This window comes from Planktophila turicensis (SeqCode) (assembly GCF_965234405.1).
GTDB lineage: Bacteria > Actinomycetota > Actinomycetes > Nanopelagicales > Nanopelagicaceae > Planktophila > Planktophila turicensis.
Genome location: NZ_OZ248346.1, coordinates 464,218 through 484,410, shown reverse-complemented (window position 1 = coordinate 484,410; position 20,193 = coordinate 464,218). Strand labels below are relative to the sequence as shown.

22 protein-coding genes and 1 riboswitch are annotated in these 20,193 nt (G+C 48.6%); of the genes, 3 read left to right on the top strand and 19 right to left on the bottom strand.

Annotated elements, in window-relative coordinates; all coding sequences use genetic code 11:
- Window positions 1-21: 21 nt before the first annotated feature.
- Window positions 22-795: a dioxygenase family protein gene (locus AC8GFK_RS02520; protein ID WP_506625611.1), complete on the top strand. Its 774-nt coding sequence runs from the start codon at window positions 22-24 to the stop codon at window positions 793-795.
- Window positions 796-806: 11 nt separating this feature from the next.
- On the opposite strand, the gene AC8GFK_RS02515 is transcribed toward AC8GFK_RS02520, so the two are convergent.
- The 9 genes from AC8GFK_RS02515 to AC8GFK_RS02475 form a co-directional block, all read right to left on the bottom strand.
- On the bottom strand, window positions 807-1,382 hold the full coding sequence (locus AC8GFK_RS02515; protein WP_506625610.1) for a DUF1349 domain-containing protein: 576 nt from the start codon (window positions 1,380-1,382) through the stop codon (window positions 807-809).
- 8 nt (window positions 1,383-1,390) lie between these two features.
- Window positions 1,391-1,846: a 6,7-dimethyl-8-ribityllumazine synthase gene (gene ribH, locus AC8GFK_RS02510; protein ID WP_506625609.1), complete on the bottom strand. Its 456-nt coding sequence runs from the start codon at window positions 1,844-1,846 to the stop codon at window positions 1,391-1,393.
- The gene (ribB, locus tag AC8GFK_RS02505; protein WP_506625608.1) at window positions 1,846-3,054 is read right to left on the bottom strand and encodes a 3,4-dihydroxy-2-butanone-4-phosphate synthase; all 1,209 of its coding nucleotides are present in this window, start codon (window positions 3,052-3,054) and stop codon (window positions 1,846-1,848) included. The genes ribH and ribB overlap by 1 nt, the downstream gene beginning before the upstream one ends.
- Window positions 3,044-3,655 carry a riboflavin synthase gene (locus AC8GFK_RS02500; RefSeq protein ID WP_506625607.1) on the bottom strand — a complete coding sequence of 204 codons (612 nt, stop codon included), beginning with the start codon at window positions 3,653-3,655 and terminating at the stop codon, window positions 3,044-3,046. Before AC8GFK_RS02500 ends, ribB begins: the two co-directional genes overlap by 11 nt.
- Window positions 3,656-4,651 (bottom strand): bifunctional diaminohydroxyphosphoribosylaminopyrimidine deaminase/5-amino-6-(5-phosphoribosylamino)uracil reductase RibD, encoded by a 996-nt coding sequence (ribD, locus tag AC8GFK_RS02495; protein ID WP_506625606.1) that lies wholly within the window; start codon window positions 4,649-4,651, stop codon window positions 3,656-3,658. It lies immediately after the preceding gene.
- Window positions 4,652-4,664: 13 nt separating this feature from the next.
- A riboswitch (FMN riboswitch) is annotated at window positions 4,665-4,792 on the bottom strand.
- Window positions 4,793-5,328: 536 nt separating this feature from the next.
- Window positions 5,329-5,850 (bottom strand): DUF2202 domain-containing protein, encoded by a 522-nt coding sequence (locus tag AC8GFK_RS02490; protein WP_506625605.1) that lies wholly within the window; start codon window positions 5,848-5,850, stop codon window positions 5,329-5,331.
- A 209-nt stretch (window positions 5,851-6,059) separates the two neighbouring features.
- A complete protein-coding gene (locus AC8GFK_RS02485; protein WP_506625604.1) occupies window positions 6,060-8,900 on the bottom strand; it encodes a vitamin B12-dependent ribonucleotide reductase in 2,841 nt (946 codons plus the stop codon).
- Between the two features lie 3 nt (window positions 8,901-8,903).
- Window positions 8,904-9,425 (bottom strand): transcriptional regulator NrdR, encoded by a 522-nt coding sequence (nrdR, locus tag AC8GFK_RS02480; RefSeq protein ID WP_095673348.1) that lies wholly within the window; start codon window positions 9,423-9,425, stop codon window positions 8,904-8,906.
- 205 nt (window positions 9,426-9,630) lie between these two features.
- Window positions 9,631-9,999: a LysM peptidoglycan-binding domain-containing protein gene (locus AC8GFK_RS02475; protein ID WP_506625603.1), complete on the bottom strand. Its 369-nt coding sequence runs from the start codon at window positions 9,997-9,999 to the stop codon at window positions 9,631-9,633.
- Between the two features lie 148 nt (window positions 10,000-10,147).
- Here AC8GFK_RS02475 and lexA point away from each other — a divergent pair, with 148 nt between their 5' ends.
- Entirely contained in the window at window positions 10,148-10,789 is a 642-nt protein-coding gene (gene lexA, locus AC8GFK_RS02470) for a transcriptional repressor LexA (RefSeq protein ID WP_506625602.1), read from the top strand.
- On the opposite strand, the gene AC8GFK_RS02465 is transcribed toward lexA, so the two are convergent.
- The 7 genes from AC8GFK_RS02465 to AC8GFK_RS02435 all read right to left on the bottom strand — a co-directional run bounded on the left by AC8GFK_RS02465 (window position 10,786) and on the right by AC8GFK_RS02435 (window position 16,256).
- Complete coding sequence (locus tag AC8GFK_RS02465) at window positions 10,786-11,094, bottom strand: DUF2283 domain-containing protein (protein ID WP_095673345.1); 309 nt, start codon at window positions 11,092-11,094, stop codon at window positions 10,786-10,788. The two genes, lexA and AC8GFK_RS02465, sit on opposite strands and share 4 nt — an antisense overlap.
- On the bottom strand, window positions 11,087-11,326 hold the full coding sequence (locus AC8GFK_RS02460) for a DUF4258 domain-containing protein (RefSeq protein WP_150121992.1): 240 nt from the start codon (window positions 11,324-11,326) through the stop codon (window positions 11,087-11,089). The genes AC8GFK_RS02465 and AC8GFK_RS02460 overlap by 8 nt, the downstream gene beginning before the upstream one ends.
- Before the next feature lie 95 nt (window positions 11,327-11,421).
- Entirely contained in the window at window positions 11,422-13,839 is a 2,418-nt protein-coding gene (locus AC8GFK_RS02455) for a glycoside hydrolase family 2 protein (RefSeq protein ID WP_506625601.1), read from the bottom strand.
- Window positions 13,839-14,183: a phosphomannose isomerase type II C-terminal cupin domain gene (locus AC8GFK_RS02450; RefSeq protein ID WP_506625600.1), complete on the bottom strand. Its 345-nt coding sequence runs from the start codon at window positions 14,181-14,183 to the stop codon at window positions 13,839-13,841. The genes AC8GFK_RS02455 and AC8GFK_RS02450 overlap by 1 nt, the downstream gene beginning before the upstream one ends.
- Window position 14,184: 1 nt before the next feature.
- Window positions 14,185-15,090 carry an ROK family protein gene (locus AC8GFK_RS02445; protein WP_506625599.1) on the bottom strand — a complete coding sequence of 302 codons (906 nt, stop codon included), beginning with the start codon at window positions 15,088-15,090 and terminating at the stop codon, window positions 14,185-14,187.
- A 3-nt stretch (window positions 15,091-15,093) separates the two neighbouring features.
- Window positions 15,094-15,747 (bottom strand): hypothetical protein, encoded by a 654-nt coding sequence (locus tag AC8GFK_RS02440; RefSeq protein WP_506625598.1) that lies wholly within the window; start codon window positions 15,745-15,747, stop codon window positions 15,094-15,096.
- Between the two features lie 38 nt (window positions 15,748-15,785).
- Window positions 15,786-16,256 carry a hypothetical protein gene (locus AC8GFK_RS02435; protein ID WP_506625597.1) on the bottom strand — a complete coding sequence of 157 codons (471 nt, stop codon included), beginning with the start codon at window positions 16,254-16,256 and terminating at the stop codon, window positions 15,786-15,788.
- 63 nt (window positions 16,257-16,319) lie between these two features.
- Here AC8GFK_RS02435 and AC8GFK_RS02430 point away from each other — a divergent pair, with 63 nt between their 5' ends.
- Window positions 16,320-16,871: a DUF4287 domain-containing protein gene (locus tag AC8GFK_RS02430; RefSeq protein ID WP_506625596.1), complete on the top strand. Its 552-nt coding sequence runs from the start codon at window positions 16,320-16,322 to the stop codon at window positions 16,869-16,871.
- Here AC8GFK_RS02430 and AC8GFK_RS02425 read toward each other — a convergent pair whose 3' ends face one another.
- The 3 genes from AC8GFK_RS02425 to AC8GFK_RS02415 are packed head-to-tail and all read right to left on the bottom strand — an operon-like array spanning window position 16,872 to window position 20,193.
- Window positions 16,872-17,834 (bottom strand): Gfo/Idh/MocA family protein, encoded by a 963-nt coding sequence (locus AC8GFK_RS02425; protein WP_506625595.1) that lies wholly within the window; start codon window positions 17,832-17,834, stop codon window positions 16,872-16,874. It lies immediately after the preceding gene.
- 46 nt (window positions 17,835-17,880) lie between these two features.
- Complete coding sequence (locus AC8GFK_RS02420; protein WP_506625594.1) at window positions 17,881-18,984, bottom strand: hypothetical protein; 1,104 nt, start codon at window positions 18,982-18,984, stop codon at window positions 17,881-17,883.
- 9 nt (window positions 18,985-18,993) lie between these two features.
- The gene (locus tag AC8GFK_RS02415; protein ID WP_506625593.1) at window positions 18,994-20,193 is read right to left on the bottom strand and encodes a hypothetical protein; all 1,200 of its coding nucleotides are present in this window, start codon (window positions 20,191-20,193) and stop codon (window positions 18,994-18,996) included.

Here is a 20,193-nt window from a genome sequence, read left to right as displayed (position 1 = left end):
ACTTAGGTATAGCCTGCATTCATGACCCAGATGCCAGCTCTCTATATCGGCCACGGCGCTCCGTTGCTGCTCGATGATCCTGTCTGGTCTTCGCAAATCGCTGAAATCACCAGAAAGTTTGAGAAGCCCAAGGCAATTCTGATCGTTTCAGCGCATTGGGAATCTGCACCAATCTCGATTACATCACCTGTCGCCGGCACTCCCCTTGTCTATGACTTCGGTGGATTTGCTCAGAAGTTCTATGAAATGACATATGAAACTCCTGATGCATCAGCACTTGCTGCACGCATTGCAGCGATGATGCCTGATCACGAGCCACTTCATGAATCTCGTCGCGGCCTTGATCATGGCGCGTGGGTTCCACTTCGCATCATGTATCCCGATGCGGATATTCCTGTTCTTCAGATGTCTATGCCGACATCGGACCCAGGAAAGTTAATAGAACTCGGAAAGCGACTTCGTCCTTTGCGCGACGAAGGAGTTCTGATAATTGGTTCTGGATTTATGACCCACGGTCTTCCATTCCTTCGCGATTGGTCAATTGATGCCAAGGCTCCGGGCTGGTCATCAGACTTTGATCAGTGGGCAGCAGATGCACTTTCTCGCGGTGATGTAGACATGCTCGCTTCTTATAAGGATTTAGCGCCGGCTGTGAACTATGCCCACCCAACCGTCGAGCACTTCACTCCATTATTTGTAACTCTTGGCGCTGCAACGCAAGTCGATGCAATTCCAGAGACTTTGATTGAAGGTTTTTGGATGGGGCTTTCTAAGCGTTCACTGCTTGTTGCCTAATTTCAAATGAATTAATGCAGATCTGAATCAGCTGGTCCTTCAGACCAATTCGTAAAGTTCACTTTCAACCCGGCACGAGTTGGTGCACAGAACATTGGGCCTGCCTTCCATGTGCGCGATGGATCAAGTGGTGCAACGCGAACTAGGCGTAAATCATTGTTAATCCCAGCTCGGACAGTGACGGCATCACCTGATCTGCTGACGCGAATAGTTACCTCTTTATTCATCCATTCAGCAACGGGAGCTACAGACCAATCTGAATTTTTCTGCGTAACGACGGCGCCCACCTGAGGAAAGCCATCGCAGAATTCAACGCCTGCCTTGATCCAATTTTCGCTATCTGCAGTAATAAAGATTCCAGCTTGGTCGAATTGTTCGGTGTAATTCAGAACGAATGTAACTTCGATCGCTGATTCGTTGGGAAATTCTTTAACGAGGGCGTGGCCATCGTCATGGATAAAGCCGTAAGAAGTTGTGCGCCACCAATCACTTTCAGCAGCTGCTTCTACTGTGAGAACGGCGCCTTCTTGTGATTGCGAGACCGGTTCACGAGTCCAGGTGCCTTCACTCCATGCAACGTTCTTCATGAGGTGAATTAAAGACCCATCAAAGCAAGGGCAGCAATAGCGCTGTCGTAACCCTTATCTTCTTTACTTCCGGGACGGCCAGAACGTGCGATTGCTTGATCAAGGTCGTTGCACATCAATACGCCGTAACCGATTGGCTTCGACCACTTCAGTTGCGCATCAACAACGCCTTGTGTAACGCCTTGGCAGACGTAATCAAAGTGCGGAGTTTCGCCTTTAAGAACAAGCCCTACGGCAACTACTGCGTCATAACCCTTTTCAAACATCTTCTGCGCGGCCAATGGAATCTCAAAGGAACCAGGTACGTAGACAACTTTGATCTTCTTAACTTCTGCAGCTTCTAGTGCTCGAGCAGCGCCTGCAATGAGGTCGTTACAGATATCGAGGTGCCATGAAGAAGAAATGATGGCGACCTTTGCCTTAGGAAATTTTGGTACTGCGATTTCTGGTGCGTGGCCGGCCATTATTTTCCTCCCGTATGACCAAGGCGCTCTGCCTTAGTTGCTAGGTACTTCTTATTAAATTCATTAGGTTCAACGCTTAAAGAAACCTGCTCACAAGCTATTCCGCTATCAGCAACAGCTTTCACCTTTTCAGGATTGTTAGTCAATAGCTTGATTGCTGAAACGCCCAAGTTCTTTAAGATTGCAATGGCTTCAGACCAATCACGAGAATCAACAACATGGCCTAATTTGAGATTGGCATCGACTGTATCGAGGCCTTCGTTCTGCAAGATATATGCCTTGAGCTTTTCAGTCAGCCCAATGCCGCGGCCTTCGTGGTCGCGGATATAGATGATGTAACCACAGCCATAGGCTTCAATCGCCGCAATAGATGCATCGAGTTGTTGTCCGCAATCACAACGCTGAGAATGAACCACGTCTCCAGTAAAGCATTCCGAGTGAATACGAACCATCGGCACCTTATCTTCGGTGCAGAAACGCATCACTACTTGCTCGCGGTGTTTCAGTGATGGGTACGTTGCAAGATCCCATTCGGCATCACGTAACTGCACAGGAACCCATTCGAATTCATGAGCCGGGTATGTAGAAACACGAGCAACGGGAGCAAGTGATTCCTGGTGCTTCTTAATCTCTGCAATAGAAATAATCGGAATCTGGTGTTCTGCGGAAAATGCTTGCAGTGTTTCACCGCGTGCCATCGATCCATCTTCGGCCACAATTTCAGAGAGCAGCGCTGCTGGGTATGAGCCAGTGAGTTCAGCAAGTGCGATTCCTGCTTCGGTATGTCCCCCGCGAGCTGCCAAACCATCTTTATGTGCAATCAGCGGATAGATATGTCCAGGGCGAATGAAATCTGTGGCACGTGAAGTTGCACAACCGAGGGCGCAAATTGTCTTGGTGCGTTCTACTGCACTAACGCCCGTTGTGATTCCTTCAGCCAAGTCAACAGAGACAGTAAAGGCAGTCTTGCGAACATCTTGATTCTGTTCGACCATATATGGAAGACGCAGTTGATGAGCATGTTCTGAAGTGATTGCTACACACAAGATTCCGGTGGTGTGGCGAACCATGAAGGCAGTCTTTTCGGCAGTGGCCTTTTCTGCCAACATAATGAGATCGCCTTCATTTTCGCGGTCGTGATCATCAACAACAATGACAAGTTCACCGCGTCTAAAGCGATCAAGGGCTGCGCTGAAATTATTCTCCACGAGCAACCCCCTTCGAAATCAAGCGTTCGACATATTTGGCCAAGATATCGACTTCGATATTGATGAGATCGCCAGCTTTCTTAGAAGACAGGTTTGTCTTTGCAAGAGTTTCAGGGATGAGCCAAACCGTGATTGTGTTGGTTGCATCATCGATATTGCCCACGGTGAGTGAGACTCCATCGAGAGTGATTGAACCCTGTGCGACTACATACTTAGTTAAATGCTCAGGGGCTATAACATCGAACTGTGCCCACTTTTCACCTGGTGCCAACTGCGCCACTGTGCCGGTGCCATCGACATGGCCCTGCACGATATGACCGCCCATGCGCATATCCATCAGCGCCGCCAGTTCAAGGTTTACAGGTGAGCCAACTTTTAGTTGGCCAAGAGATGTCAAAGACAGCGTCTGCACCATCACATCTGCTGTGAATGAATCTGCGGACAAAGAGGTGGCAGTCAAGCAAGTTCCATTCACTGCAATGGAGTCGCCAATCGCTAAGCCCTGCACTGATTCTGGAGCTTTGATTGTGAAGATCGCTGAGCTTTCACCGCGTTCAATAGATTGCACAGTCCCGAGTTCGGTAATAAGTCCTGTAAACATTTAGCGCCCCTTCACTAGATAGTGAGATTTGATATCGCTACCAAATGGCTGAACACCAAGAAGTTCTAGCTTGAGGTGATCATTGAGCGTTGAAATACCTAAGTGGCTTACAAATTCTTTGCCTGCGCCCAGAATCTTTGGCGCCTGATAGACAATCAGTTCGTCGATCTTTCCAGAAGCCATAAGCGCTGAACCCAGCGTTGGGCCTGCTTCGACAAGTACCTGATTGAAGCCTTCATCGCTTAATACCTTGATTAGCTCTGGGATTGATTTGCTCTTCACGACTATGGTGCGAGCTTCGTTATCAAATACTTTGTTGGTGGCAGGAACTTCTTGTTCGCCGCAGATCACGCGCACAGGGCGTGCTTCATGCCCGCGTGGAATCAGATGTGGGTTGTCAACCAGGGCCGTATTAGTGCCAATCAAAATTGCATCAGATTGCGCACGAAGTTCCTGAACGTCTTCGCGTGATTCAGGACCTGTAATCCACTGCGAAGTTCCATCACTGGCAGCAACTTTGCTATCCAGAGTTGTAGCAACCTTCCAGATCATGAGTGGACGACCTGTGCGCTCTTTATGTAGCCAGGCGCGTTGTACAAAGTTAAGTTGTTCAGATTCGCGATGCTCGACAAGGATTCCGGCATCAGCGAGCTTCTGGGCTCCCCCAGCTGCGATCGGATTGGGATCAGCAACTGCGTAAATGACCTTTGTAATTCCAGCATCAATGATTGCCTGAACACATGGTGGAGTTGCTCCGGTATGCGCACACGGTTCAAGAGAGATAACCATCGTCGCTCCACGTGCTGCGCTGCCGGCCTTTTTAAGAGCCACAACTTCTGCGTGATCTACTGAGACTTTGCGGTTATGGAAACCGTCAGAGATTAGAGACCCATCTGCGCCATAGATTGCGGCCGAGACATTTGGGTTGGGGGTACTCACACCGAGACCCTGAAGGCTCAGTGAGTACAGATGCGCGTAGGCGTCATCGATAAACATGGTGCACCGATTCCGCTGTTATCTCTCATCCGGACTTTAACCGTCGGTCCCAGAGTTTCACTGAGTCAACCGCCCATTGGATATGTGCGGGTCGCGGACTATAACCGCCGGTTCGAAATTACATCGACCCCGATAACAACACCGTGAGTCTACTACTCATCCACAGGGGTCGAGAAATCAAATACAAAGTTTGGCTCAAAGACCTATTTTTCGCGCACTTCGCTTCCAGATCTCGTTGGGTCCGTCACTGACTTCCCCCAATTATTCCGCCGCATCCGTGGTGGATGAGAGAAGGGAGGAGTTATGAAGCTAGAAGAAGCGCTCCAAATTGTTTTGTGCACGTGCAGATTCATATTTCTATTTATAGAAATGAAGAATGCCCGCCGCAGGAACGACGGGCATTCCGATACTTCCTAACCGAAGTTGGGCGTCGTCTTGAGTTTTCTCAAGGCGGCGTTCCATTTTGGTGACGTGGCCGGTAGCCACCTTCGAATTGAATCAAAGCTGACTTGCCGGCCACCAGATGCGAGTCCTCAGAGGCGCATCTGTTCGCCAAGGGAAAAATAGCATTTCGAGCAATTTTAGATTCATTGATTTAGGAAAGTTTTGAGTGAAAAGAGAGAAATCCCCCGACCTGTAACCAAGTCGAGGGATTCCTTTACTAACAGTTATGAAACTTAGCGCTGGAAGGCAGCCAAGTGGTTGTAAGAAGCCTTAAGGAGAAGCTCCATCATCGCGCGCATATCTGCAGGCATTGATGTCACCTTCAACATCTTCTCGAGATCAGAAATATCGAGCTTCTCAATAGCTAAGCCCACTCCGAAGGCATCTGCAATGCTTGCAGAACCCTGTGCTGTGAGCTGGTTATAGAGAGCCTGAAGTTCTTGATCTCTAAAGACTCCCGCTGCACGAGTTGTAGTTGGGTTGAAGAAGTTATAGGTCTTCAACACTGCTGCAACGTTATCCATGTGAGTCTGCTCAGATTTGACGATATTTGAGAACTTCTGTGAAGTCACATTTGCCGCCAAGTATGCGTACACATCGCGAGCCAATTTCTCTTCTTCAACGAGGTACTGCAACTGCAACTTCTGTGCTGTTGTTGGACGACTAGTTACAGCAGCTGAAGCTCCAGGTGCCATAGCGAGTGCTCCAAAGAGTGCGGCAACAACTGCGATTGAGACTTTCTTCTGCTTTAACATTTTTACTTCCCCTGATGGCTTTTAAAAGTTCCAATCTGGAACCTTTCGCCTTCAAAATGAAGATTCCTCTACAAAGGTGAGAGGCAAATAGATACTTGCTGGGAATCACTTGTGCACCCGCTGAATTCAGGGGTTCTGAGTGCTAGCCCCAAAAGCAGAAAGCCCGCCGGGTTTAGCCGGCGGGCTTTCTTAACGGGGTTGGTTAATCTTTAGCTGCAACCAGATGTGTTTCCACAACCTTCGCATACGTAGCAAGCACCTGACATACGCATCTTCACGCCACATGTCATACACATCGGTGCATCTGATTTGATTCCCATTGATTCTAGGAGATCAGATGATGAACCAATCGTTGCAGCAAGTGGAGCAGCTGGTGCTGCTTCAATCTTTACTGCTACTGGCTTACTTGGAGCAGCTACAGGAGCCGCCGCAACAGGCGCTTTTGGGGTATCAGCACTCGCGATTGGTGCATATTCGCCACCGTTATCGAGAGCAGCTGCGCGCTCTGCTGCTGTGTAGAGACCCATTGCTGAACGCTGTTCGAATGGAAGGTAATCAAGTGCCAAGCGACGGAAGATGTAATCCATCATTGACTGTGCGATGCGAACATCTGCATCATCTGTCATACCTGCTGGTTCGAAGCGTAGGTTGGTGAACTTCTCTACGAATGTCTCGAGAGGTACTCCGTACTGAAGACCGATCGATACTGCGATTGAGAATGCATCCATGACGCCGGCAAGAGTTGAACCCTGCTTACCGAGCTTGAGGAATACCTCACCGAGTGCACCATCAGCGTATGCACCAGCGGTCATGTAACCCTCTGCGCCTCCGACTGAGAATGAAGTTGTTGTTGCAGGACGTGACTTAGGAAGGCGCTTGCGCACTGGAGTTGCAACGTCTTCTTCAACAACTGCTTCCTTCTTCTTAGCCTTGCCATCTGAAAGTGGCTGACCGACCTTGCAGTTATCGCGGTAGACAGCAAGTGCCTTGATGCCCATACGCCATGCTTCGAGGTGAACTTCTTCAACTTCTTCAACAGTTGCGTCTTCAGGAAGGTTAACTGTCTTTGAAATTGCACCTGACAAGAATGGCTGGCAAGCAGCCATCATGCGGACGTGGCCCATTGGAGCGATTGATCGTGCACCAAGTGCACAGTCAAATACTTCGTAGTGCTCTTGCTTAAGTCCTGGGGCATCGATGACGTGTCCATTTGCAGCGATAAATTCAACGATCGCTTCGATGGTTTCTTCGGTGTATCCAAGCTTACGAAGAGCCTGTGGAACTGTCTGGTTAACGATCTGCATAGATCCGCCACCGACAAGCTTCTTGAACTTAACGAGTGAGAAGTCAGGTTCGATACCAGTTGTATCGCAATCCATCATCAAACCAATTGTTCCTGTTGGTGCAAGAACTGAGATCTGCGCGTTGCGCCATCCGTTCTTATCGCCAATTGAAAGACATGCATCCCACGCCTTATTTGCTTCTGCCCATACATCGATATCGAGTGTGGTTTCTTGCTTTGCAGCAGATGAAGCAGCAGCGTGCTTGCGCATAACGCGTGCATGTGGCTTAGCATTTTGTGCGAAGCCTGCATATGGTCCAACGATTCCTGCGAGCTCAGCAGAACGCTTGTATGTCGTTCCGGTGAGAAGCGATGTGATTGAACCAGCAAGAGCACGGCCGCCTTCTGAATCGTATGCAAGACCTGATGCCATTAGAAGCGCGCCAAGGTTTGCGTATCCGATTCCGAGCTGACGGAAGGCACGAGTTGTGTCACCAATTGCTTCGGTTGGGAAATCTGCGAAACAGATTGAGATATCCATTGCGGTGATGATCAAGTCAGATGCCTTTGCAAATGTCTTTGCATCGAATGAACCATCTGCCTTGAGGAACTTCATCAAGTTAAGTGAAGCCAAGTTACATGATGAGTTATCAAGTGACATGTACTCAGAGCAAGGGTTTGACGCATTGATGCGACCTGTCTCTGGAGTTGTGTGCCAATCATTGATGGTGTCATCAAATTGAACTCCTGGGTCAGCACATGCCCATGCAGCTTGTGCGATCTTTGTGAAGAGTTCGCGCGCATCAACTGTGTCAATAACTTCACCAGTTGAACGAGCTGTTAGACCAAACTGCTCACCGTTTTCAACAGCCTTCATGAACTTATCTGAAAGGCGTACTGAGTTGTTTGCATTCTGGTACTGGACAGAGATGATGTCTTTTCCACCAAGGTCCATATCAAAGCCAGCATCACGGAGGGCGCGAATCTTGTCCTCTTCATTGACCTTGGTCTCGATAAATTCTTCGATATCTGGGTGATCTACATCGAGAACAACCATCTTTGCAGCGCGACGGGTTGCGCCACCAGATTTGATTGTTCCTGCAGATGCATCAGCACCGCGCATAAATGAAACTGGCCCTGAAGCTGTTCCACCTGACTTAAGAAGTTCCTTTGCAGAACGGATACGTGAAAGGTTAAGACCGGCACCAGAACCGCCCTTAAAGATCATTCCTTCTTCGCGGTACCAGTTAAGGATTGAATCCATAGTGTCATCAACAGACAAGATGAAGCATGCAGATACTTGCTGTGGGGCAGCAGTTCCGACGTTAAACCAAACTGGGGAGTTGAAAGAGAAGATTTGGTGCATGAGCATGTGTGTAAGTTCGTGCTCGAAAATTGTTGCATCTGCATCAGTTGCAAAGTAACCGAATTCTTTTCCGGCCTTTGTGTAGGTGAGTACAACGCGATCAATGACCTGCTTAAGAGACCATTCGCGGTTTTCAGCACCGACTGCGCCACGGAAGTACTTGGTGGTTACGATTGTTGAAGCATTCACTGACCAGAAGTCAGGGTATTCAACACCGCGTTGTTCAAATACGGTCTCGCCTGTTTTCCAGTTAGCCTGAACGACGTCGCGACGTTCCCACTTAACTTCATCGTATGGATGAACGCCTTCTTTTGTATAAATGCGTTCGATCGTTAAGCCCTTACCCTTGAGGGTGTTGTGAGCTTTGATCTTTACTGGTCGATTGATGACCGTATCTGACATGTGTTATTTCCCCGTCTTCTGTTGAACTGTTGATGTTGTATCTGGTGTTTTTACTGCTTTTGTAGCTGTTGTTGCATTTGATGGGAGGGCGCGGAGAAGTGCAATCTCACCTTCAAAATCTTCAAGGGAGGCAAAGTTACGGTACACAGACGCGTATCGGAGGTAAGCCACCTCATCGAGTTCGCGTAGTGGCGCAAGAATTGCCAGCCCTACTTCTTGAGCTTCGATTTCTGCTTGACCGGTTGAGCGAAGGGTTTCTTCTACTCGCTGGGCTAAGAGAACCAAATCATCTTCATTTACTGGGCGACCTTGGCATGCCTTACGGACGCCCACAAGAACTTTCTCGCGGCTAAATGGTTCAGTAGCCCCTGATCGCTTGATGATGTTGAGCAGCGCCACCTCTTGTGTTGAGAAGCGTTGGCCACACTTAGGGCATTCGCGGCGACGGCGGATTTCTGTGCCATCTTGGACCGGACGGGAGTCGACGACTCGAGAATCATCGTGTCTGCAGAACGGACAAATCATTTCGGCGTGTCTCCCTTCGAATGCTCAGTTTTTCCCAAATTTCGGTGTATTAGCGAATTGGCTAAACTACCGTAAAACCACTACTTATGGAAGTTTTTGCGTCTTCGACCCCTACATATAGTGGGAACTGTAAAGCAAATCTTGAGAGTTTGCAGGATGAAAGGCGTGGCGCGTCTTCGTGTCGCGGCCAACCCTGCAGATCTGGCTAGTTAAGCGGGATACGTAGCTTCTGACCTGTAGCAACATCGACTGAGGCCAATGAGTTGACCGAGATGATCTCTGAGACGAGCGAGCGCACATCGCCGCCATCTGCAAGGCGTGTAGCCAGCGACCAGACGGTATCTCCGGGCGCCACAGTGACTGTGATGAAGGATCCGGCAGCAGCAGGTGCCACATCGGTGCCCGCCCCTGCCTTTGCACTGACAACTGACCCCAAGACGATAGCGAGAGAGAGAACCACAAAGGTGCGCGCTAGACGACCACGGCGATTCAAACGAATGCCAGACGGAACGGTCGAAAGTGCTTGATTTACAATGCTTTCAGAGCCATATGTTGAAAGTGTTAATGTGCTCATAGTTCTCAGCTCCTGCTACGCCTTAAACCTTGGGGAAGGTTTTCGAACACTTGTTCGATAGGAAAACCATATACCTGCCCACTGACATCTGCAACATTTTTTCGAACATTTGTTTGAATTTATCCCCAACCTGTGGAAGAATCTGTGTATGGCCAAGAACCCCACACCCAAGCCTGAGCTGACCACCCGCCAGGTAACAATCCTCGACTTCATCAAGACCTCAACCGAATCCCAGGGCTATGCCCCATCTATGCGTGAAATCGGTGAGGCAGCAGGGCTCAACTCCCCCGCATCCGTTAAGTACCAGCTCGATATCTTGGAAGAGAAGGGCTTCATCCGCCGCGATGCCGACCGAGGCCGCGCCATGGAGGTCGTCCTTCCCGACAGCATGACCGGTGAAGGTGCCCACACAGATAAGACTCGCTTTATCCCTCTCGTTGGTTCGATCGCAGCAGGTGTTCCAATCACTGCAGATCAACAAATTGAAGAAACTTTCCCACTTCCTGAATCACTCGTTGGCAAGGGCGAACTCTTTATGCTCAAGGTCAAGGGTGAATCGATGATTAATGCAGCTATCTGCGATGGCGATTACGTTGTTATTCGTCAGCAGAAAGATGCCAACAATGGCGACATCGTTGCTGCAATGATCGATGGCGAAGCAACTGTAAAAACATTCTCACGCAAGAGCGGCCACATCTGGTTGCTTCCTGCCAATGATGACTTCGCGCCAATCGATGGCGATCAATGTGAAGTCTTGGGAATTGTTACAGCAGTACTGCGCTCGCTCTAACTCGCTTCCTCGATTGCCTTACCTTGCAAGGAAGCCTCTGAAAGCGTTGCGAGTAAGAAGCGTTGTGCAAACTCAATGGCATAAATTGCTTCCATATTTGCATGAGGATTCAAAGCGATTAATTCCGCTTCGGTCAAGTCGAGTTTCTTAAAACTCAGAAATTCCACCGACACCACCTCGCCTGTTGCCGCGAAATCTACATTTATATCTTCTCCAAAAGGATCAGTGCGTTCCGAACCCTTTTGCAGGAAATTAACTGCCGCAGCCTCGACTTCAAGGTCAATTTCAATAATCGAATTACACATGTCGATCTCTCCTAGCTACTGATTTTATAAAGAACGGTTTATTCAGCGGCCGACTATTTGCTAGCCAGACCACCAATTTGCGCCCATCTGGAAGTTCTGCAAAGAGAGATGTTCCTCCCTTGTCAGCTGGGTAGGTCAGTGAATATCGATGTAAAACGTAATTAATTTCCTCTTCGGTTACTCTGCGTTCCAACATTTGCCGGCGTGCATGCCGGCTGTATATGAAATCCATCGGCGGAAGGTAGGTGCCCCTACCCCGCTATGAGCTAAGAATTCTGCTCTCTGTTGATAAGTTCTAGGAATCGTTACAGCAGTACTGCGCTCGCTTTAATTCATTAAGCGGTTCAGGCTCCAGGTAATCTCTTCAATCTGTGCTGCGACCAATTGAGCATCTTCATTACTAGAACAATCAATTACAATGTTGATTGATTCACCCGGCAGCAAAGTAACTCGCTCAGCCGATACCGTGACGCGATCTGCTGCAACCAATTCAGGCAATATCGAAAGCTCGTGAATAAAGCACTCAGCCTGCACAAGAACCCGCACCTGCTTGCCCTCAACTCTTTCAACTAATGCCACGTTATGCGCACAGACTTCCTGAACAGCTGCATCCAAGATACGTCGAGCGGTACGAATCTCGCCAAGTTCTGCCACCAGATATCCATCAATAGCTGCAACTTCTACAGTCTTGAATAGTTCACCTAATTCATAACTTGCCTGCGAACGCGGAGCTAGAACTACTTCTCGTGAACTCTGTTCAATGACTTCACCATTCTTGCCCACCAGATGAAGGTTGAGCATGTCGTGCCACGGCGTATCCGTATCGTTAATCAGAATCAGCTTTCGCATCACCCCTGAGAAGTGCAATACCTGCGGCCTATACGCCTCGCGCATCGCATACCAAGATAACTTTCGCGATGATGCTGAATCAAGAACTGCCCAGCTAATTGCTGGCCACATATCGTTGTACTGCCACAAGACAGATCCTGAACAGGTTTCATACTGGCTTCTAAAGTGCTTTAACCCCACTTCAACAGCACGGGCTTGCACTAGCTGCGCTGCAAAATACCAAGCAGGACCTTGCGTAAATTCTTTACTGAATTCGCGCACCAGACCATTTGCCACTTTATCCATCCCGAAGAATGCCTTTTGATGCGTGGCTAAATCGCTATCTGCTGAATCTAAATTCGCTTTACCAATCGCCTTGGTTAGCGTGCGCCAAGAACCTGGTCCGTTATATCCAAACTCAGCAGAAAACGATGGCGAATATTCCTCGTAGCGCTGATACCCAGTGTCATTCCAGACATCCCAGATGTGGTTTGTTCCTGAAGAAAAATCTTTCACATCTTCTTTCAGCGTCGAGAAAGGAGAACCTGGAATATAAGGACGTGATCCATCGAAGGCAGCCAGCGCCGCTGGCAAAGTATCGAGATAGAAATTAAGTCCCCACGCTTTACCTGCTAACGTTTCTTGCCATCCCCAATGCTGGAAACCTTCAATACATTCATTGCCACCGCACCACATCACAAGGCTCGCATGTGAACCCAATCGAGTAATTGCTTGGTGTGCTTCATCTGCAACTTCTTCAAACATCGCAGGTGTTTCTGGATACGCCGCGCATGCAAAGAGGAAGTCCTGCCAGACGATAATTCCGAGTTCATCACAAAGATCATAGAAATCATCTGACTCATAGATTCCCCCACCCCAGACACGGATGGCATTTACCTCAACTGAGTAAAGATCATGAATCTTCTGCGCATACTGCTCTTTCGAAACTCGATGCGGGAAAGGATCATCTGGAATCCAATTCACTCCCTTGGCCCACACACGCTTGTCGTTGACGCAGATGGCAAACATCTGACGATCTCCGAAATTACTTTGATCAAGAGATACATGCCTAAAGCCCACTCGCTTACTGGCTTCGTCAATGACTTCACCTGCACCGTTAAGCAGCGTTACCTCAACTGAATACAGCGTTGCTTCGCCGAATCCCCGTGGATGCCAGAGCTTAAAGCCCTCGCAGGTAATGACTTCATCGCTACCTAGCGTTGTTGTATAGCTCTTCTCTTTGCCGTGGCCGCTAATGCGCACTGAAACAGCCGTTGCACTTCCGCGCCCCACCGTGCGCACACGCAACTGCGGAATGCCATCAACAACATCTGCAACGATCCCTACTTCATCAAGAATTCCTTCATCCCACTGCATCAACCAAATAGGTTTCCAAATACCGCTGGTTACTGTGATGGGACCCCAATCCCAACCAAAGCTGCATGCCATCTTTCTAAAGTAGTTATAGGGCATGTCATATGGGTTGGGATATTTACCCATCTCATCTTGTCTCTTCAGCGCTTCAGGAAGAGGTGCCCTAAATTCCACCTTTAAATCCATTGCATCGGTTGCGCTATCAGTGACATCAATCGAATACGCGCGGTGCATGTTCTCGCATTCCAACTTCACCGCACCATTGACCGAAACAGTTGCCAAGGTATCAAGGCCATCAAACTTTAATTCGTACTTACCGCCACCACTCTGCGCCAGAATCTGCGCCGCATAAACCGAACCAGCGTTACGGATCCACTCTTGTTCTACCTCTGTGCCATCAATGCGAATATCACCTATGACGCCTGCTGCAATGAGGTCTGTGTGGATTGAACCCGGAACGGAAGCCGGAAAAGTCTTGCGGCCTTGCGGTGTATCGAGTGCGAGTGAGAAGCCTTCAGTAACGCTGCGCCGCACAACCTTCATTAGTTGCGGCCGAAATCATCCTCAAGGCGCACGATGTCATCTTCGCCAAAGTAAGTACCTGTCTGTACTTCAATAAATGTCACACCATTTGTTTCAGGAGCTGCCATGCGGTGTGCAACACCGACTGCGATATCAACTGATTCACCCATCTGCAGAGTCTTTGTTACTCCATCAATGGTGACAATCGCTGGCCCCTGAGTAATAAACCAGTGCTCTGCGCGCTTTTCATGTGTTTGATAAGAAAGGCGAGCTCCGGCCTTGACGGTAATTTCCTTCACCTGTGAAAAGGCATTGCTATGCAGCACTTGATAAGTGCCCCACGGACGTTCTGAGAATTCCAGCACGCTATGCCCTTTCTGTTGGTGAGATGAATCCAACCAAACCAGCGCCAACAAGTCCTGAATCTTTGCCGAGTGTTGCCTTCTTTAACGCCACATTTCCAGGGAAATTGAGCGCTTTCATCTCTTTTTCAAAGTGCTTCACCAATATCGGCCAATACACATCATCGGCCAACATGACTCCCCCGCCCACCACAATGGTGTCGAGATCCATCAGCGCCACCGCATTCAACAACCCAAGAGCTAAAACAGCCGCACCTTTTTCAATTGCAGCAACTGCCGCACCATCACCAGAACGCGCAGCGTTAGCCACAGCCTCAAAGTTATCTGCGCCAAAATCTTTCGCCATATTGGTTCCGCTTGAATACGCCTCAACACATCCGCGTTGGCCACACGCACATTCATTTCCACCTTGCACAACAACGCTATGGCCAATCATTCCCGCATTACCTGTGCGCCCCACATGGAATGCGCCATTCAAAACAACGCCACCACCAATTCCTGTTGAAACCACAATACCCATCAAGTTCGTTGCACCACGACCTGCACCCAGAACAAACTCAGCATAAGCAAGCGCACTTGCGTCTCCAATAATGCGAACAGAAGCAAGACCAGAAACTTCACGGACAAAATCAACGAGTGAGAAATCAACCCAATGCGGAATATTGACCGGATTGATTGTGCCCTTCACATTATCGATAGGTCCTGCCGATCCAATTCCCGCACCCACCACAACCACATCAGGTGTTGCCATCACGCTCTTAATCGCGTCCGCCAAAGAACCATTGAGCTCTGCAATCGAGCCCGCCTTTGAATTCACATCAATACGCGCAAGCACCTGCCCCGAGAGTGTCACTAAGCCAACCGCTACCTTGGTAGCTCCGACATCAATTGCTAATGAAACAGAATTCATAAATTAGGGGCGCATCACAATCACAACGTCTTTGCCCTCAACTCCAACTTCGGCACACGAACCTAAAATGAGTGTGCCCACAGGAATTTTGAATTTCCCATCAACAAATGAGCATGCCTTACGCTCTTCAAAACCTGCGCTGCTAAATGTTCCGGTAGGTCCAACTGGTCCCATCGGACCTACAGCACCTGTTGCACCTGTTGCACCTGTTGCACCTTGTGGTCCCTGCGCGCCAGTTGCTCCGGATGAACCATTACTTCCAGACGAACCTGTTGCACCTGTTGCACCTGTTGCACCTGTTGCACCTGTTGCACCTGTTGCACCTGTTGCACCTGTTGCACCTATCTCGCCCTGAATCCCCTGGTCGCCTTTATCTCCCTTTTCGCCAGCAGGCCCTTGCAATCCATCTTCACCTTGAAGACCTTGAATCCCTTGTTCGCCTTGGGGTCCAATCGGACCAACCGCTCCCTTAGATCCGACCTGACCAGGTGCACCTGTTGAACCAGCGACAACTACAGGTAAAACGGATGCGCTGCCCACAGATTCGCCCGCGGTCTCATAAACGACTTCTTCATCTGCTTTAAGAAGTAGTGCAGATGACGGAAGCGGAGAAAGCGCCTGTGAAACTGCGAATGAAAGAAGCAAGCCAAAAACCACTGAAATTAAAGAAAAGCCTTCTAAGCGATTTCTACCTTTCATGGTTGCAGCAAGTCTCGTGCATCTTCATGAATCTCAAACGGTTTATCTTCGCGAAGGTCATGCCAGAGAATCAGCACGAATATCGGAAGAATAATGTCGGTGAAGATGAAGACAGGAAACTTAACTAAGTAATCTAGATAGAAAGCACCATCAAGTATGTACACGGTAACTTGAGAGATGGTGAGGCTGATTGGCCACCACAGCGCAGCAACCGGAAGAAATTTACGAGCTCCATGAAGACCTGCTGCATAGAGAAATAGCAGTAGTGGAGCTACTGTTGAGAGCAGAATCCAACCAATTGTTGATAGAACCAATTCGGCCCGGCGGATTTCACTACTGGTTCCCTGCGGATTAATGAAGAAAAAGTCTGGAAGTGTCGAGATGATGAGCCAGAAGCAGACCAACATCATGGCTCCCATCAAGCTCACGACATAATCAATTTGGGCTAATTTCTTCTGGCGCTTCATTATTCTCCGCTCATCGAATGCAATACCTTCAGTCTACGCCTCAATCTCGCGTATTCTGAGCCTATGCCTAAAGATCCTTCACGTGAGGCTCACTTCCCCGCTATTGAAAAGCGCTATGGCGAAAAGATGTCCTATTGGTTCAAGATTATGAAGGAAATCAAGGACGAGAAGTACCCACAACAGATTGCTCACCTGCGCGAGAACTACGGATTTTCGCAGGCCCATGCCAACGCACTCGTGATGTATTCCCGCGGATCTACTTCTTCACGTCGTCATGACACCCCAGCTGATTACTACAAGACCATCGACCCAAAGCAGGCCACGACTCTGCGCAAGATCTTTAAGGTGATTCAAACCAAGTACCCAAAGACTGAACTTGTCATCGCCTGGAACCAACCAATGCTCAAGTTAGGTGATGATTACATCTTCGGTGGCTCATGTTCAAAGAACCACATCACCATCGCTCCATGGAGCACCGATGTCCTCGATGCATTCCGCGACAAGATGGATCACCTAAAGGTAAATAAGAAGACCATCGTGATTCCAAGTGATTGGAAGGTCGAAGAGAAGTTAATCCTCGATATGGTCAAAGCTCGTATTGCAGAAACTAAGTAGTTACTTCTTTATCTGAGCAAAAGCTGCATCAAAGAGTTCTGCAAAGCGCACAGATTCAGTCAGTGGCATTACCCAATCACTTCCACCCATAGCCTTACGCGCAAAGTTATCGGCCATGATTTGATATGGATCAACAGGACCAAACTCTTCAACCCGCTTAACTCCGCCCACTTCAACTTCTAGCAAGCTACCCGCATGGCGTGAGTTAAAGACGTTGTCGCCCAACATCTTCGCACTTCCCTTTTCGCCATCAACAATTAACCAGCTGGTCTCAGGAATATTGCACGATGCCACTGTCTCGCAGACAGTGTTGCCCAACTTGTAATTCACACGCGTTGTCTCATCGACTCCACCTGAATGCTTCACCGACTGCACAGATAAGTTAGAAACTTCAGGGAAGTCCATTAACCACAAAGGTGCCACAGTTGAATATGGCCCCAAGTCATACAAGATTCCCCCACCAATAGTTGGGTCAAGGCGAATATTGCCGCGATCTAATCCATCGTAAGTAAAGGCTGCACGAATACGTTTAATCGCACCCAATTCACCTGACTGCACAATCTCTTGAATTCTTTGTGTACGCGGATGCCATCTATTCCATGATGCCTCAACAAATAAAACGCCCATTGCTTGCGATACAGCAATCGCTTCCTTTACTTCAGCTGCATTCATTCCCAAAGGCTTCTCACACAAGACATGCTTGCCCGCCTTCATCGCCTTAATAGCGACCGGCAAGTGAAAAGCATTCGGCAAAGAGATATAGACACCATCAACAGCAGGGTCAGCAAATAACTGGTCGTAATCTGTATAGATCAAACCCTTAGGCGAGATAGTCATCGCCCTATCTGCATCACGCGATGCCACAGCATGAATCTCACCCACATTAGATCTGGAGATAGCCGGATATAAAGCCTTCTTGGCAATCATGCCCGCCCCAACAAAACCCCATTTAAATGTTGTCATGGGTGCACTCTATTTTGCGAGAAGAGATATGTCACCCTTAAGTTGATTACAGAGAACCTATTTTCATGGATCCTCGTGCGCCCTCAAACTTGGCATAGAAGTCAGAGAGCTCAATACCTGTTGCCTTTGCGAATCCTTTAGCAAACGTGCCTTCAGATTTTGTAAACCTCCAAATATTTAGGAAATTCTCAAAACCAACGGATGCGATTAAGTACTCCGTGGCTGCCTGTCCAATCCCGTAGGGATCGGAAGTGAAATTGTCATATTCAACAAGTGGAACGATAGTTTTATAGGCACGATTCATAGAAACTTGATTACCTCTGCCACTTCCATAGCTATCAATCCCAAGCGTGTCGACCATGAAATACCCGAAGTAATTGGCACTTCCCTCCATCAACCAGCGTGGAATATGAGCTTGATCATCTGGTCCAAGATTTCTTCCGCCTAAAGCAAATTGAACAGTATGAAATAACTCGTGGGCAGGAGTTGAACGCCTTCCCACATCCCAGCGGTAATTCGAGTTGGGCTTATAGATATCGCTATAAATCATGAGAGCAATATTCTCTCCCGCACAGTAAGCATCTCGCGTTCCATCACTGCACGGATATGGACCTTTCGGATCTCCTACCCAATCACCGGCAGCGCGCATAACAGTGGCAGACCATTCATGTGTTGTACCAAGATAAACCTTTACTCGTCCTTGCAAAACTTCACTAAATGCACCGTTGGTGTAATCAAGCATCTTGGTTATCCAAGCTCGATCAGATTCAGTAATGGCAGGATCCACGGTGTATGTGTATGCGTTGCTTGGCTTCACGATTCCAAGATATGCACTCGTGCTTGAAAGCGCTGCCTTGGTCATATCTTCAGTTACAAAAGAGCTAGCCCACGGAGTAAATGCGACCGACACAGGGATCGCACTCGCTGAAGGAGCGGGAGTTGGCTTTGTTACCGACGGCTTCGCAACAACCACACCCTTACTCCACACCAACTTCTTGCCGCTCTTAATGCAGGTGTAACTCTTTCCGCCAGTAACGCTCTTAGTCCCAACCTTGGTGCACGCACTTCCCGCTTTAACAGCGGCATATGAGTTCGAGGCAACCAGAACCATTGGAATCATGAATGCTAGCGCGCGAATCATTCTCTTCATGTTCGGAACTTAGCTGCGACCTAATTGAAGGGCTATCGCTTTGGAGATATTTGGTAGCGCTTTATCGAATGAAATTCCGTAAACCTTTTCGAAGGCATCCTTGAACTTTAACCCTGTGCCACATTGCTTCCAGAGCTCCATTGTTGAAGCAGGGCCCTTAACCGCGGTCAGTACTTCGATCAACATGGCACCGAGGTCATATTGGCGCCAACGTTCATACTTATTGAACCAATCTGCAGGAGGATCTACAACGAAGTAGTCCTGAATCCACTGTGAAGTGATCTTTGAATCTCGATATAAACCTTCGTCAGATGGACGTCGCTTCTTCCGATACTCCTCAAACGATTCGTTATAGACCGCTACATATTGAGTGTAATTAGCCTGCCCTTCCAGGTACCAAGTTGGTGGCCAAGTTCCTGAAGGTGGCCAAGGTTGCGAGCGACCCATCTGATTCTGCTGCACTGCATGTGTGTATTCGTGCGCATCCAAGGTTCCCGAAGTGTGGTTCTCATCTACAACTTCAGTTGTCATAACCATTAAGCCCTTTCCGCTTGCATCGGTATGCATTCCGCCACCCCAGCAAGTTTCACGAGTCTCGCAGGCAGTGAATTTAATCCATTGCCAAGTTGATGAAGGTTGAATCGTTCTCATTTGTTGCTCAGCCCAGTCGCGGTCATCGTATGAAAATGAAAGAACTGTTAAATCTTTCGCGCTTTGATACCCGGTATACATGCGCGAGACCAAGTCATAAATTTTTTCTGGTGTCTTGTACGCAAGCGTTGTCTTCGGTCCAGTGACAGAATTAAATGGCACAACTACTTTGTCGGCAGCCTTGAGGACTGTTGTTGATTTCCTCCATGCAGCATAAGAAATTCCCTGATACTTCTCGACGAGATCATCGAAACTTGTAGGACCTTCTGGGTATGTCACCGCTGGAACAACAACAGGTTTTGGAGAAGCAGATGCCTCGGCACTCGCGGAAGGTGCCGGAGTTGGCTTTGCTACCGATGGTTTAGCAACCAGAACGCCTTTATCCCACACCAACTTCTTACCACTCTTGATGCAGGTGTAACTCTTTCCACCACTGACGCTCTTCCCACCCACCTTGGTGCAGGCGGCGCCTGCCTTGACTGCCGCAGATGAATTCGGAACTAGAAATACAGAAGCAACGCCAACCACCAAAGCCCATGTAAGAATATTTCTTCTCAT

Excerpts from the sequence above, each read along its gene's own strand:
- AC8GFK_RS02520 (WP_506625611.1), top strand. The coding sequence starts at position 22 with ATGACCCAGATGCCAGCTCTCTATATCGGCCACGGCGCTCCGTTGCTG.
- AC8GFK_RS02515 (WP_506625610.1), bottom strand. The coding sequence starts at position 1,382 with ATGAAGAACGTTGCATGGAGTGAAGGCACCTGGACTCGTGAACCGGTC.
- ribH (WP_506625609.1), bottom strand. The coding sequence starts at position 1,846 with ATGGCCGGCCACGCACCAGAAATCGCAGTACCAAAATTTCCTAAGGCA.
- AC8GFK_RS02500 (WP_506625607.1), bottom strand. The coding sequence starts at position 3,655 with ATGTTTACAGGACTTATTACCGAACTCGGGACTGTGCAATCTATTGAA.
- ribD (WP_506625606.1), bottom strand. The coding sequence starts at position 4,651 with ATGTTTATCGATGACGCCTACGCGCATCTGTACTCACTGAGCCTTCAG.
- AC8GFK_RS02490 (WP_506625605.1), bottom strand. The coding sequence starts at position 5,850 with ATGTTAAAGCAGAAGAAAGTCTCAATCGCAGTTGTTGCCGCACTCTTT.
- AC8GFK_RS02485 (WP_506625604.1), bottom strand. The coding sequence starts at position 8,900 with ATGTCAGATACGGTCATCAATCGACCAGTAAAGATCAAAGCTCACAAC.
- nrdR (WP_095673348.1), bottom strand. The coding sequence starts at position 9,425 with ATGATTTGTCCGTTCTGCAGACACGATGATTCTCGAGTCGTCGACTCC.
- AC8GFK_RS02475 (WP_506625603.1), bottom strand. The coding sequence starts at position 9,999 with ATGAGCACATTAACACTTTCAACATATGGCTCTGAAAGCATTGTAAAT.
- lexA (WP_506625602.1), top strand. The coding sequence starts at position 10,148 with ATGGCCAAGAACCCCACACCCAAGCCTGAGCTGACCACCCGCCAGGTA.
- AC8GFK_RS02465 (WP_095673345.1), bottom strand. The coding sequence starts at position 11,094 with ATGTGTAATTCGATTATTGAAATTGACCTTGAAGTCGAGGCTGCGGCA.
- AC8GFK_RS02460 (WP_150121992.1), bottom strand. The coding sequence starts at position 11,326 with ATGGATTTCATATACAGCCGGCATGCACGCCGGCAAATGTTGGAACGC.
- AC8GFK_RS02455 (WP_506625601.1), bottom strand. The coding sequence starts at position 13,839 with ATGAAGGTTGTGCGGCGCAGCGTTACTGAAGGCTTCTCACTCGCACTC.
- AC8GFK_RS02445 (WP_506625599.1), bottom strand. The coding sequence starts at position 15,090 with ATGAATTCTGTTTCATTAGCAATTGATGTCGGAGCTACCAAGGTAGCG.
- AC8GFK_RS02435 (WP_506625597.1), bottom strand. The coding sequence starts at position 16,256 with ATGAAGCGCCAGAAGAAATTAGCCCAAATTGATTATGTCGTGAGCTTG.
- AC8GFK_RS02430 (WP_506625596.1), top strand. The coding sequence starts at position 16,320 with ATGCCTAAAGATCCTTCACGTGAGGCTCACTTCCCCGCTATTGAAAAG.
- AC8GFK_RS02425 (WP_506625595.1), bottom strand. The coding sequence starts at position 17,834 with ATGACAACATTTAAATGGGGTTTTGTTGGGGCGGGCATGATTGCCAAG.
- AC8GFK_RS02420 (WP_506625594.1), bottom strand. The coding sequence starts at position 18,984 with ATGAAGAGAATGATTCGCGCGCTAGCATTCATGATTCCAATGGTTCTG.
- AC8GFK_RS02415 (WP_506625593.1), bottom strand. The coding sequence starts at position 20,193 with ATGAGAAGAAATATTCTTACATGGGCTTTGGTGGTTGGCGTTGCTTCT.